This window comes from Telluribacter roseus, assembly GCF_017355915.2.
Taxonomy (GTDB): domain Bacteria; phylum Bacteroidota; class Bacteroidia; order Cytophagales; family Spirosomataceae; genus Telluribacter.
Genome location: NZ_JAFEUV020000004.1, coordinates 176,224 through 189,607 on the forward strand (window position 1 = coordinate 176,224; position 13,384 = coordinate 189,607).

At 49.7% G+C, this 13,384-nt stretch carries 12 protein-coding genes; 6 read left to right on the forward strand and 6 right to left on the reverse strand.

Annotation, left to right across the window (positions count from 1 at the left end):
* Window positions 1–47: 47 nt before the first annotated feature.
* Genes JTN23_RS09875 through JTN23_RS09885 form a run of 3 tightly spaced genes read left to right on the forward strand, consistent with a single transcriptional unit; the run spans window position 48 to window position 1,626 of the window.
* A complete protein-coding gene (locus JTN23_RS09875; RefSeq protein WP_247234410.1) occupies window positions 48–482 on the forward strand; it encodes a viral A-type inclusion protein in 435 nt (144 codons plus the stop codon).
* Between the two features lie 50 nt (window positions 483–532).
* The gene (locus tag JTN23_RS09880) at window positions 533–1,195 is read left to right on the forward strand and encodes an SCO family protein (RefSeq protein WP_247234833.1); all 663 of its coding nucleotides are present in this window, start codon (window positions 533–535) and stop codon (window positions 1,193–1,195) included.
* Window positions 1,192–1,626, forward strand: coding sequence for a c-type cytochrome (locus JTN23_RS09885; RefSeq protein WP_247234412.1), 435 nt, complete (start codon window positions 1,192–1,194; stop codon window positions 1,624–1,626). The genes JTN23_RS09880 and JTN23_RS09885 overlap by 4 nt, the downstream gene beginning before the upstream one ends.
* A gap of 27 nt (window positions 1,627–1,653) precedes the next feature.
* Here the strand turns inward: JTN23_RS09885 and lptC are convergent, their stop codons facing one another.
* The 3 genes from lptC to JTN23_RS09900 all read right to left on the reverse strand — a co-directional run bounded on the left by lptC (window position 1,654) and on the right by JTN23_RS09900 (window position 4,320).
* Window positions 1,654–2,202 carry an LPS export ABC transporter periplasmic protein LptC gene (lptC, locus tag JTN23_RS09890; protein ID WP_247234414.1) on the reverse strand — a complete coding sequence of 183 codons (549 nt, stop codon included), beginning with the start codon at window positions 2,200–2,202 and terminating at the stop codon, window positions 1,654–1,656.
* 119 nt (window positions 2,203–2,321) lie between these two features.
* On the reverse strand, window positions 2,322–3,614 hold the full coding sequence (gene bamG / locus JTN23_RS09895; protein ID WP_247234416.1) for a BamG family beta-barrel-assembly machinery protein: 1,293 nt from the start codon (window positions 3,612–3,614) through the stop codon (window positions 2,322–2,324).
* Window positions 3,601–4,320, reverse strand: coding sequence for a type III pantothenate kinase (locus JTN23_RS09900; RefSeq protein WP_247234418.1), 720 nt, complete (start codon window positions 4,318–4,320; stop codon window positions 3,601–3,603). The genes bamG and JTN23_RS09900 overlap by 14 nt, the downstream gene beginning before the upstream one ends.
* Window positions 4,321–4,740: 420 nt before the next feature.
* Between JTN23_RS09900 and JTN23_RS09905 the strand changes: the two genes are divergently transcribed.
* Both JTN23_RS09905 and rho read left to right on the forward strand, forming a co-directional pair.
* Complete coding sequence (locus JTN23_RS09905; protein WP_247234419.1) at window positions 4,741–5,892, forward strand: mechanosensitive ion channel family protein; 1,152 nt, start codon at window positions 4,741–4,743, stop codon at window positions 5,890–5,892.
* Window positions 5,893–6,180: 288 nt separating this feature from the next.
* The gene (gene rho / locus JTN23_RS09910; RefSeq protein ID WP_247234421.1) at window positions 6,181–8,004 is read left to right on the forward strand and encodes a transcription termination factor Rho; all 1,824 of its coding nucleotides are present in this window, start codon (window positions 6,181–6,183) and stop codon (window positions 8,002–8,004) included.
* A gap of 197 nt (window positions 8,005–8,201) precedes the next feature.
* Here rho and htpG read toward each other — a convergent pair whose 3' ends face one another.
* Window positions 8,202–10,028: a molecular chaperone HtpG gene (htpG, locus tag JTN23_RS09915; RefSeq protein ID WP_247234423.1), complete on the reverse strand. Its 1,827-nt coding sequence runs from the start codon at window positions 10,026–10,028 to the stop codon at window positions 8,202–8,204.
* Between the two features lie 231 nt (window positions 10,029–10,259).
* Here htpG and JTN23_RS09920 point away from each other — a divergent pair, with 231 nt between their 5' ends.
* Window positions 10,260–10,811 (forward strand): hypothetical protein, encoded by a 552-nt coding sequence (locus JTN23_RS09920; protein ID WP_247234425.1) that lies wholly within the window; start codon window positions 10,260–10,262, stop codon window positions 10,809–10,811.
* 82 nt (window positions 10,812–10,893) lie between these two features.
* Here JTN23_RS09920 and JTN23_RS09925 read toward each other — a convergent pair whose 3' ends face one another.
* The gene (locus JTN23_RS09925) at window positions 10,894–11,580 is read right to left on the reverse strand and encodes an MCP four helix bundle domain-containing protein (protein WP_247234427.1); all 687 of its coding nucleotides are present in this window, start codon (window positions 11,578–11,580) and stop codon (window positions 10,894–10,896) included.
* 156 nt (window positions 11,581–11,736) lie between these two features.
* Entirely contained in the window at window positions 11,737–13,227 is a 1,491-nt protein-coding gene (locus JTN23_RS09930; RefSeq protein ID WP_247234429.1) for a flavin-containing monooxygenase, read from the reverse strand.
* Between the last annotated feature and the right edge of the window lie 157 nt (window positions 13,228–13,384).

Sequence of the window (13,384 nt, forward strand, 5' to 3'; positions counted from 1 at the left end):
AACTCTAATTAATTATATACTACCCTCTTCAATCAACATTCCACGTTATGAATTTTAAGACACTTGCTGTTCTATCGTTAGTAGCTTTCTGGAGCTGTAATCAGGAAAAAGATCAGGTGCAGGAAGCCGAGAAAGAAGTACTTACCATACACGATGAAGTAATGCCCAGGATGGACGATGTCATGAAGCTTAAGCAGGGCCTGACCGTCAAAATAGCCAGCCTGGATAGTATGCAGGAGGATGGCGTTAGCAGTACTACGCTGGCGGAAGAGCGGCTGAAAGCCACTGACCTGAACCGTCAGCTTGTATTGGCGGATAGCCTGATGATGGAGTGGATGTACCAGTACCGGGGCGACTCGGCCAAGGCACTTCCTGCCGATCAGGCCCTAGAGTACTTCAATAAGGAGAAAGAAAAAATAACAGTGGTCAGGGAGAAAACCCTGAAAAGTATTCAGGAGGCGGAAGGCTTTCTGAAAAAATAATCGAAGCGCTCGGTGCTTCCGGATTTTGTAGTACCTCAAGATTACCAATGATGCTTATCAATAAAAACCAATGGGTGGCCGGACTGACGGCAATCGCTTTCGCCGCCCTGATTACCGCCTGTAGTACTGGTGAGAAAAAGCTGCCCATATATGGTGAGCGGGAAGCAGTCACCAAAACGGTAGATGGCAAGGAGGTAGTAGATACCGTATACCATACCATTCCGGCCTTTGCCTTTGTCAATCAATACGGCGACACCGTTACTCAAAAGGACCTGGATGGGAAGATCTATATAAGTGATTTCTTCTTTACGTCTTGTCCGACTATCTGCCCGGTCATGAAAAAGCAAATGATCAAGGTATACGAGGAGATCAAAGGAAACCCCGAGGTGATGATCCTGTCGCACTCCATTGATCCCGCTCACGATACGCCCGAAGTACTCAATGAGTATGCCAAGGACCTGGGTGTAACGGGTAAGCAGTGGCAGTTTGTAACGGGACCGAAGGAGAAGATCTACGAAATAGGACAGGGGAGCTACATGGTGACCGCCAACGAAGATTCCCTGGCCGAAGGAGGGTATATACACAGTGGCGCGTTTATCCTGGTGGATAAGCAGAAGCGGGTACGCGGTATGTACGACGGTACCACCGAAGACGGTACCCAGAAACTTATACAGGATCTCAAAACGCTACTAGCCGAGTACAAACAATCGTGAGTTCATTTCGCTTACAAAGAGTCGCTTTTTTCGCCCTGGGTGTGTTAGTGGCTTTACTGACTGCCTGCCAAAGCTCCGAAGAGCTCAAAAGGGATCAGTACTACTCCGAAGGCTATCAGTTGTATACTACCTACTGTGCCAACTGTCACCAGGCCGACGGAAAAGGGCTGGCTAATCTGTACCCGCCCCTGGCCGGATCAGAGTACCTTGCTGATAAGTCGCGTTTTATCTGTATTACCCGCTATGGGATGTCAGGTGAAATAACCGTAGCCGGTAAGACCTACAACCGGCCTATGCCGGCAAATCCCAATCTCAAGGATCTGGAAATTGCCGAGATCGCTACCTATGTGTACAATACGTGGGGGAAAGACAGTACCTATACCAATACCGAAATGGTGACGGAGGTACTAAGCAAGTGTGAGAAACAATAGAGAAGTAAAAAGCATAGAAGCTCCCTATTAATAGGGAGCTTCTATGCTGAATATACCTGTCGGTTTACGAATAGATGTTTGGGAGAAATCCTGCTCGGCATCCAGTCCGATACCTTTTACGACGTCGCCCGTCATACGTTTTTCAATAGTTACAGCCTTATCCGTGTAGACTTTCTTAGTATTGGGATTCCAGTAGAGTTCGGTAGTAGCCAGTCGTTCCTGCGTTTTTGAATTCACCACCCGCACATTCCCCTTTACTACATACAAGCTCTTGGAATTATCGTACCGGCCCGAATCGGCCCGCAGGGTAGTTACTACGCTGCTGCCGGTATCATCGAAGAAGTTGATGTTGATCGTATCCGGAAATATCTTGTTCTCGTTTTCGTAGCGAAATTGTTTGGGCGTCTTCATCTCCACTTTCAGATTCCCCTTTTCACTGTACAGTACCCGAACGTCATTAACTTCCTCAACGGGGCCGTTATACGGCGTAGCGGCTTTGTTTTTGTCATCTTCGCAGGCCATAAATAGCCAGGACAACAAAACGATACTCATCAAAGACAGAGCCTTACTTCCCATAGGTAATACTGATGCTGTTTTTTGGCTTCTCAACATACTGAGACTTAAACAACTGGCAGCGCGACTACGTTTCCCAAACCTGTACTTTTTGCAGATCCAAACGTAGCCACACCCCGCTATTAATCAATACGTTGCTTCACAAACCACACATCCGTCAGCGACAGCCCGAGGAGTACTCTTCCGTAACGCTCCCGGATGGCCTGGTTGCTGATCACGCCACGCTGTCCGCCGATGAGGCTTAGCGTAAAGGAGTTACCACCGCGTCCGATGGGTAAGGTAATACCTAAGCTCACGCTGGTATCGTTGAGGTGGTTGCCTCCAGGGTTATAGGGAGACTTGCCGTGGGTAAATCCTACGCGGTAAGCGGCCAGGTCGAGGTAGCGGGTAGAGGTAAAGCGGGGAATGTACTCAGCCCCGATGTGGAACTTGCTCGAATTGGCAAATCCTTCGTTGGTATTGGCAAAGCTACGGTAATTGCCCCATGCCTGGTGCTCGTAGTCGGCGGCAATGGTAAACCGAAACGGCCACTCCAGACTCACGCCCATACGGTACTGTGAGGGCAGGTATACGCCTCCCTGCTCGTTGTTGGTAAGGGTATCGGGTTGACCGATAGGGAACGAATTGTTAGAAAGGTCAAAGCTGGTAGTCTGGCGGGCATTGAGGTTGGTACCAAAGCTGTACGATCCCCCCAGGTTCAGATTCAGTTTGTTGTTTTCCTTGAGTGGGAGACGAAGCGCGGCTCCTCCCCGGAAGGAAATATCTCCGTAGCTGGTACGTTCGTTACGGCCTATAAGGTAGTCGCGTCCGTCGCCAATCAGCAGTTGCGATTCGGACGACCTGCGGATGTTACCAAACAGGTAGGAAGACTCAAGACCTACACTCAGGTACTTGCCAATCTGGAAGGCGTTGGTAAAGGCGGCCTTGTTGACGGCACCACGCCCTGTATAGTAGTAGTAGGCATCGTAGATAGTACCCGGTACTTTATCAGTAGTACGGCTTTCAAAGTCAACAAAACTGTACGGTTTCAGGCTGAAGCCCAGTGTCCACTTGGGGGCAGCGGGAAAGGCAATCGCCAGATAAGCCAGGTTGGCGCCCAGGTCACGCTGGGTCGCAGTAGGGGCGGCTAACTGCTTGTACTGACCAATCGTACCAAATTCAAAGGTTGTATACCGGTTACGCACCCAGAGGGCCGGGTTGAGGTTGTTGATATGTATACCATTACTGACGCTCACACCGGCTTCGCCCATACTCTGGCTGGCGGCAAAGGCGTCACTGTATGATTCACCAAGACCCAGTACTGAATAGGGCGAGTTTCCTAGGCCCTGTGCATAGAGTGCTGAAAATGAGGTAGAGAAGAGCCCCGCCAGTAGTAACCCGGCGGAAAGTGATTTAATCCTGCTATAAAGCGACATTGTGTAGTAATATTCGGTTCAGTCCAATCAGTACCAGTTCTGGCACTGCAAATATGGTCGGTTTCAGACGACTTTCAAAAAAAGGTGCGTCGCCGCCGCACATCACCACTTTACTGGCTGGTGCGATCTGGCGGTACGCTTCTATTATTCCGTTCAACTCTCCCAGCAGACCGTTCATGACGCCGCTCTGCATGGCGTGGGTTGTATTTTTACCAATCAGCGGTGGTATACCCTCCGACTCCACCAGAGGGAGCCTTTCAGTAAACGAATGCATGGCCTTGAATCGCATACGCAAACCGGGTGAAATAAGCCCTCCCTGAAAGTTGCCGCTGCTGTCTACGTAGTCGTAGGTAATGCAGGTACCCATGTCTATAACGATCAGGTCCTCGTTACGGAACAGGCCTGCCGCACCCACTGCCGCCGCTACCCGGTCGGCACCCAGGGTATGCGGGGTGTCGTAGAGCTTGGTAATGGGGACCGGCGTGTAACCAGTAAGATCCAATATGGGGATGTCAAGTTGGAGAGCCGCTTTAAATTCTTCCACCGGACGACTCACCGATGAATAAATCAGGTGCTGTGGGGGCCGTGAGCGAATGGCTGACACGAGTTCATCAAAGTGCAGCCGCACCCGGTACTCAACGAGAGTATCTCCCAAAAACCAGCCGATTTTGGAGAAGGTATTGCCAGAGTCAACTACAATATTCATAGACCGGCAAAATTCCTCTTTTGTGATGACATTGAAAAGTATATACCAGAAAATAAGCCATCAGGCGTGGCTGTATATGTAGTAATGAGCTGGAGCCAAAGATATAGAGTAGCAGGGGGATTACGTTATGAGCATGAATTAATTAACATTTTTTAACCTGGCGGCAGGGGAACAAAAGTACCTGACTGCGTTTAGCAGGTGCCTCAGGTAGCCCTTCGCATGGTTTTGAAGTGTACAGGCCGAAGTGTTGCAAACATTGTATATGTACCGTATGTTTGATTTTTGAAGTAAGACCGGGCCCGGTACATGGTGCTGGAGGCGTATCTGCACGTGTAATCTTAACAAATTCTCATAAGGTAAACCTGTGTAAACAGGGGCCCCTCTCTCCTGTATCCTAAAGATAACGACAAGTACTGACGAATGAAGTTTGATCTGACAGAAATAAACAGTTGGCTCAGAATAGTGGTGTGGCGCAATACCCTGGAGGACTATCTGTGGGCAGTAGGTATACTGGTGGTAGGGTTCGTTATCAAAAGGGCTCTGTCCCGGATTATGAGCAAGTGGGTATTCAGGATATTCCAGAATGGATCCGAAGGGGTACCCCTTTCCGAGTTTCTGCGTCTGATCAGGCCTCCGGTTGAGTTCTTGTTGGTACTTATGATCGTGTTTGTGGCCTTTGAGCGGCTAAAAGTACCGGAGGTCTGGGGATGGTTTGACATCCGGAAAACAGCCCTCCGGATCATGATTGATAAGCTATACCTGGCGGCGCTGATCATAGGGCTCGGTTGGGCAGGGGTACGTGTCATTAAGTTTGTCGGGTTGGTATTTGTCCGAAAAGCCGAAAAGACCGAGTCACGAGTTGATGACCAGCTAGTACCTTTTTTTAGGGATCTGGCCATACTATTCTTTGTAATAGGTGTCATATTTATCGTACTGGGCAAAGTATTCGAGGTGGATGTACTGACCCTGGTGACAAGTTTGGGAATTGGAGGTTTGGCCCTGGCGCTGGCTGCCCGCGAAACGCTTGAAAACTTGTTTGCCTCCTTTGCCCTCATGCTGGACCGTCCCTTTACCCTGGGCGACTCGATCAATGTTGGGGGCACCGAAGGTACTATCGAAAATATCGGCTTCCGGAGCACTCGCCTCCGTACCTTTGACGGCAGCCTGGTAACGATTCCCAACCGGCTACTGACTTCACAGAACCTGGACAACCTTACTGAACGACGTTTAAGGCGCGCCCGTTACTTTGTGAGAGTAGGCTACGATACCCCCTCTGACGCCTTACAGGCAATTGTAAAGGATATTCAGGAGCTGATTGATGGACATGAGAAAACCCGGCAGGAGCCAGGCGTCGTACGCTTTGATTCTTTTGGTGACAGCTCACTGGATATACTGGTCATTTTCTATGTATTGACCCAGGATGTCAAGGAGTTCAATCGGGTGAAGGAAGAAATAAACTTATCCATTATAAAAATTGTTGAGAAACACGGGGCGAGGTTTGCATTTCCGGCTCGGGAACTGTATATTCGCAATGAATACAATCCTCATATCTCTGCCGAAGCTGAAAAATAAAAAAGGGCTTCTGAACGTTTTCTGATCAAAGACGTTACTTAAGAAAAAAAATAGGCACCAATTTATTGACATCACGGTTTTTTCGCACTAACATTGCGACCGATTCCAGCCTATAATTTCCTATCAGATTTCCAGTTGTCGGTTGCCGATACACACCAGCTGTATTCAATTTCACGAATTCATCCCAGCACGTGATCCCTCAAGTTACCCTGTCTGTAAAACTTATTATTTCTACCATCATAATCAATCATTTATCCAGGTAAAGTTTACTTTACTTCCCATTTCTGTATGCTTACAATTGATGAATTGAACCTTAAACTTTTATCAGAGTTAAGGGAAATCGCGGAGAAGTTTGGTATAAAAGACTACAACAAGCTCACAAAGAAAGACCTCGTATATAAAATACTTAGCCAACAGGCCATAATGCCCGCCGATGAATCCGCTGATAAGTCAGAGGAAGAACCCAAGCGGAAGCGGACACGTCGTCCAAAAGAAACTGCCACTGACGGTGATGATTCCACTGAAATAGCAGCAGCAGCTCCGGCTCCCATCCCTACACCCGCACCCGCTCCTGCCCCACCTGCTCCTGCTGTTCAGGCTCCACGAGAAGCCAGAGGCCCCAGAGAGAATAGGGAGAACAGGGAGGATAAAAATGCCGCCCGTCGCGGACGGCCTGCCGGTAAAGGTGGTCAGCCTCAGCCTAACAACAGGCCAGCGGCACCTGCTGCCAAGGTAGTAGATACCACGGCCGATGTAGGGGAGGATCTGGATATTTCGGATGACTTTGGCAACAATAATCTGCAGGAAGAGGCGCAGGTAGATGTACGTAATGAGACTGTTGAGCCTACTATATCAGAAAACGGGCACCGCGAAGACGAACGAAACGTACCGCAAGCACGTCAGGATGACAACGAACGTCCTGCCGCTCCTGCTCAGCCCCGTGAAGACCAGACGCACAAGATCAAGCGCCATTACAATAACTATGTACGGGAGTTTGATGGTCTGATCCTGAACGAAGGAGTGCTGGAAATCATGCAGGACGGAGGCTACGGCTTCCTGCGCTCAGCCGACTACAACTACCTGGCTAGCCCGGATGATATATATGTGTCACCGTCACAGATCAAGCTATTTGGCTTAAAGACTGGTGATACCGTAAAAGGACAGATCCGTCCGCCTAAAGAAGGAGAGAAGTACTTTGCACTCCTGCGCGTGGAGACTGTCAACGGTAAAACGACCGAACAGATCCGCGACCGGATTCCATTTGAGTACCTGACTCCACTGTTCCCCGAAGAGCGTCTCAACCTGAGTACCCGTCCCGATCAGGTTTCTACCCGTATTCTTGACCTGTTTGCACCGATTGGTAAGGGTCAACGTGGTATGATCGTGGCTCAGCCTAAGACTGGTAAAACGGTCCTGCTGAAAGAGATCGCTAACGCCATTACCCGTAACCACCCCGAGGTATTCCTGCTGATCCTGCTTATTGATGAGCGTCCGGAAGAGGTAACCGATATGCAGCGTAGCGTACGGGCCGAGGTGATCGCTTCTACGTTTGATGAGCAGGCCGACCGCCACGTAAAGGTAGCGAGCATCGTACTTGAGAAAGCCAAACGTATGGTGGAGTGTGGTCACGATGTGGTAATCCTGCTGGATTCGATCACGCGTCTGGCTCGTGCGTATAATACAGTCGTTCCCTCGTCGGGTAAGATCCTGTCGGGTGGTGTGGATGCCAATGCACTGCACAAGCCGAAGCGCTTCTTCGGAGCGGCTCGTAACGTCGAAAACGGAGGCTCACTGACCATCATCGCTACGGCGCTGATCGATACCGGTTCCAAAATGGACGAGGTGATCTTCGAAGAATTCAAAGGTACCGGTAACATGGAACTCCAGCTCGACCGCAAGCTGTCGAACAAGCGGGTATTCCCTGCCATTGACGTAATGGCTTCGGGTACACGTCGTGAGGACCTGCTGCTCGACAAGGAGACGCTCCAGAAGGTGTGGATCCTGCGCAAGCACATGTCCGACATGAATCAGATGGAGTCTATGGACTTCCTGCTCGACAACATGAAGGGTACCCGCAACAACGAAGAATTCCTGATTTCAATGAATCGTTAAGATATTGTAAATCCTTCCTCTTGACAGCCTCGCTGGTGTACTCCGGCGGGGCTTTGTGTTTCACAAGTGCCAGGTACCATCGAATGATTGGCTAACCGGAGGGTTATTAAGTAGTGGGAGTGGAGGATTTATTAGCACTAACGCAAAAGCCCCGGCACTGGCCGGGGCTTTTGCTATTGAATACCTATACAGGAAGCTTACAGTACCTCTACTGAGCGCTTGATGAACTGGGTCAGTTCGTTGCCCGATAGCATGCCTTGTGACAGCAGTGCCAGGTCGTACGCCTGCTTGGCCAGGGCCTTCTGCTGTTCGGCGTCTTCGGTGCTGAGGATGCGGGCGGTCAGCGGGTGGTTGGCATTGACAGACACGGTGTACATCAGCGGCATGTCGCCAAACATAGATCGCTGGCCCGAACTAGCCTGCATGTCGGTCATGCGACGCATGAATTCAGGGAAGGTGATCACCACCGGTAGTTCGTCGGTAGGCATCGCCTCCACTACCACGGTGCTACCTTTACCGGTCAGCAGCTCTTCGAATAGTTTCTTGGCTTTCTCCTCGTCACTTGATGAGAGTACACTTTCCAGCTTCACGTCTTTTTCGATAAGCTTGTCTACCGTATCAGCATCTACACGTTTTACACTTACCTTCTCCAGTTTGCTTTCCAGCGCGTTGATGAAGTGCGAATCAATGATAGTATCCAGTACAAGTACATCGTAGCTGCGCTTGCGAGCCGACTCTACAAAGGCATCCTGCTTCTTCGGATCTGACGTGTACAGCCACACCAGGTTGCCATTCTTGTCAGTCTGATTCTCTTTGATGGCTTCGCGGTACTCCTCAAAGGTGTAGAACTTGCTTTCGGTACTCTTGACAAGGCAGAAATCCTTTGCTTTTTCGTAGAACTTCTCGTCGCTGATGATACCGTACTTCACGAAGAGGTCGATATCGTCAAACTTCTTCTCGAAGCCTTCGCGGTCATTCCTGAACATCTCCGACAGTTTGTCAGCTACTTTGCGGGTAATGTAGCCGTTGATCTTCTTTACGTTGCTGTCAGACTGCAGGTAGCTGCGTGACACGTTCAGCGGAATATCCGGTGAATCAATGACCCCGTGGAGCAGTTGAAGGAAGTCAGGCACGATATCCTTTACCTCGTCAGTAATAAATACCTGGCGGCTGTACAGCTGGATCTTTTCACGCTGTACCTGGAAGTCATTCTTGAGCTTGGGGAAGTAGAGTACACCCGTCAGGTTGAAAGGGTAGTCTACGTTGAGGTGAATCCAGAACAGCGGCTCTTCCGAGAAGGGGTACAGCTCGCGGTAGAAGTTGAGGTAGTCCTCGTCCTTCAGGTCAGCCGGGTTTTTGGTCCAGATCGGAGTAGGATTATTGATAACCTTTTCCTCAAACTCAATCTCAATGGGCAGGAACTTACCGTACTTCTCCAGGATGCCGCGCAGGCGGTGTGGGCTGAGGAATTCGGCTGAATCTTCCGCTACGTGCAGGATAATGTCAGTGCCCCGGTCTGCCTTTTCGGCCGTAGTCAGCTCAAACTCGGTAGATCCATCGCATACCCAGCGGGCGGGTTCGGCGTCTTCCTTGAATGATTTCGTAATGATCTCCACCTGGCTGGCTACCATGAATGCCGAGTAGAAGCCCAAACCAAAGTGGCCGATGATGCCCTTGTCGTTGCCTTTGTCTTTGTACTTTTCTACAAACTCAGCCGCTCCCGAGAAGGCAATCTGGTTGATGTATTTCTTGATCTCGTCGGCTGTCATACCGATACCGCGGTCGCTCACGGTGATCGTTTTGGCAGCTTCATCTACTTTTACCGTTACCTTCAGCTCACCCAGTTCACCGTTAAACTCTCCGTACGAAGCCAGTTGTTTCAGCTTCTGGGAAGCGTCCACGGCGTTAGACACCAGCTCCCGCAGGAAAATTTCGTGATCAGAATAGAGGAATTTCTTGATAATAGGGAAGATGTTCTCCGTGTGGATGCTGAGATTACCTTTCTCTTGTACCACTGATTCCATAGTAGTGTAGTTTTAATTAATTATATTTTGATTAGAACGCTTCTGTAGTTGCAATACAGCCCGAAAAATTGCGTTCCATTAGCGATTTGCCTCCTGCCCGCTGACAGTTTGACAGCTACTGCTAATACAATGGGAGAAAGCTGGTATCTGCTAAGGTTTTTTTACTAATATTGCGGGTGAAGGTACATCCATAGAAACTTTACATCTCGAATTAACACGGAACCCTTTGTCATGAAAATGAATTTCAAGAATCTGTTTTTAGGTATAGTCCTGATGGCTGGTGCTACCGCCTGTGCTCCCAGTCAGGTACCCTTTACTAATTTTACAGCTTTTACCGAAGAGCTGCGCCGTGATCTCGAAAACGCGGGTATCCCTCTTAATAAGGTGCAGTTTTATAACGACAAGCCCATTACGGTGAAGCGGGAAGGTATCAACCCCAACGACATCAACGTTAATTCAGAGGGAAGTATCAGCATCCAGAACGGTAAGACCATCCAGACTATCAACGTACGTCCGTTCACACCGGGTGTAGTACTGGGTACTGGCAATGGTAGCCTCAATGTATCGTGGGATGATACCCAGCAGGATACCAAGGGGATGCGTTTTAACCTGAACGGAAACCAGTACTACCTGGCTACTACCGAAGACTCCAAGCTTGACTACAAGGGAAGCCACTTTGACATTCAGAGCGGTATAGGTACCCGTCTGTTTGTTAATAAGGACCTGCTGAAACAGGTAAACGTACAGCGCGAAACCCAGAAAGGACGCCGGGTAGGTGATTAAGCACCCATTATATCAGATACACAAACAAGGCCCCGATCCAGCTGGATCGGGGCCTTGTTTGTATGAAGAGCTACCGCGCTGATCAGTTCATATTATGGAACGGCTGCCGGTCGGTCTTTATGATTTTGGCGCTCTGGATCAGTCCCAGTACCATGAGCCCTATCACCACCGCCAGCGATATCTGCAGTATAGACAGGTTTTGGGATCGGGCTACGCAGGTATGCGACTCCTTGACGAGTTCCTTCCCAATGGCCGACTGTATCTGGGTGAGCTCATTAAGGCGGCCAATGGTGCGCTGGAAGGTAGCAGTACCTTGGCCTTCAAATAGCTCCTGTCCGGATTTTTTATCGCCAGCCTCGCTCATACGGAGTACTTTCTGTTCAATACCCGCGTATTCGTTTACCCGTTGCTGAAAAGCGGTCAGGCTCTTTGTCTCCTCGTCTACCATGTGGGTCTGGCTGAATACATGAATAAGGGAGTCTATCTTCTGATCATGTTTCAGGAGCTGTTTTTCCAGTTGTGCCGGACTCAGCCCCTCGTCCGATAGCAGGTGCTTCTCCACCAGGAGACGTTTGCTGTACAGGTTCTCTGACAGGTATACGATATCAATAGTAGGCATGAGCCGGTCCTGATAGATCGAAGAGAATGACTTATCAATCCCTTCTATATCGTTACGGGTAAGTATAGTACTTACCACTACCACGAGCATAATACCCCCCAATAGCAGAGCTGCCTTGAGCTTTTGCTGAATTACAAATGTCCATTTCATATATACCCCTATGCTCGTTTATAAAATCAGTAGATTGGGGAAAAAGGCGGCCTGCCTTTTTCCTGTAATGGTTGAAAGTTAATCTAATATACGAAGTAAAATTGATCAGAAACAGTAAAAGCTATACGTATTGCCTACAAGCCGGTATGTGGCTCATTATCTGTCGCTTACGGCCGGTTCTTCCTGTTTTACCAGTTCATATACTTCGGGGTTGAACCTCCGGGTTTCTTTTCTGAACCTGACCGTCAGACCGGGATACAGTGTCGTGTTTTTGCCCTTGGTATTGAGGTACCAGCTTTTACAACCCGATGACCATACGGTACCTTTGAGCCGTTCCTGAATTTCCTGGTTATACGCCTGCTGCGCCTGAGGCCTGATGTCGAGGTAGCTGCCCGGCCCGCTGGCTTCCAGGTACTCGATGTACTGCATGATGTAGTTCATCTGTGACTCCATCATGTGTACCACCGAGTTGTGACCAAGACCGGTATTAGGGCCCAGTACAAAAGCCAGGTTGGGATAGCCCGCTACGGTAGTACCCAGGTAGGCCTCAGCCCCGGTACGCCGCCAGAGGTCTATGAGGTTCTGGTCGGTGAGGCCGGTTATTCGGGTTTCCATCTCTATATCAGCCGCTACAAATCCGGTTCCGAAGATGACCGCATCCAGTACGTGCTCCTGACCATCCCGGGTCAAAATACCTCCGTCGGTAAAGCAGGTAATCTCCTCCGTTACCAGGCTCACGTGAGGCAGGTTGAACGTCTGGTAGTAGTCGTCGGATTTGAGAATACGCTTACAGCCAATGGTATAGCTGGGCGTAAGCCTCCGGCGGGTATCAGGATCTTTCACTTCTTTGCTGAGCTTGCGTAGGGCCGCCCAAGTCATGAGCCGGTTGATGCTCTTGTTGCCTACGAATCCCAATCCGAACAATTCATTGAGCCAGTAGAAAAACTCGCGCTGCATCCGCTGCATGAGGGGAAACCTACGGAATAGGGCTTTACTTTTAGGCCCCATGGGCCTGTCGAACCGGGAGGTGATCCAGGCCGGCGTACGCTGAAATACAGTAAGCTGACCAACACTTGGCGCAATGGCAGGTACGATCTGAATGGCACTGGCTCCGGTACCGATCACAGCCACGCGCTTACCGGTGAGGTCATAGTGGGTTTTCCATTCCGAAGAGTGAAACCAAGTACCTTTGTAATCGTCAAGGCCGGCAAATCTGGGAATGTGGGGGCGGTTGAGTGGCCCCACGGCCAGTAGCAGTACCCGTACGTTAGTAGCCAGTCCTTTTTGATCTTTAACCACCCAATAGCCCTCCTCCTTAGCAAAGCGGGCATCTACTATTTCGGTATTGTATCGTATATGGCCTTTCAGACTATTTTTGCTCACTACACCCTTCAGGTACTCAAATATCTCAGGCTGGCCCGAGTACAGCTGGCTCCACTCCGGATTGGGCTCAGTAGAAAACGAATAAAGAGGGGAGGGGATGTCGCAGGCGCAGCCGGGATACCTATTGTCACGCCAGGTACCTCCCACCTCGGAGGCCCGTTCAAAAATGACAAATGAATCTCTACCTGCCTTCCGGAGCCGTAGGGCTGCTACCAATCCGGCAAATCCTGCTCCAACTATTCCTACCTGATACTCTTGATCCATGCGTATATTGAGTGAATGAGCGATTGGAGAATGAGTGTTTACTGTGGTACCGAACCTCTTACTGGCCGCTGGGGTCGTTACCTTCTTCTATCAATTTATATAAATAAGTTTGTGTTTATCTAATAACGAATTATTTGGCAAAAGCAGTTATAAATGG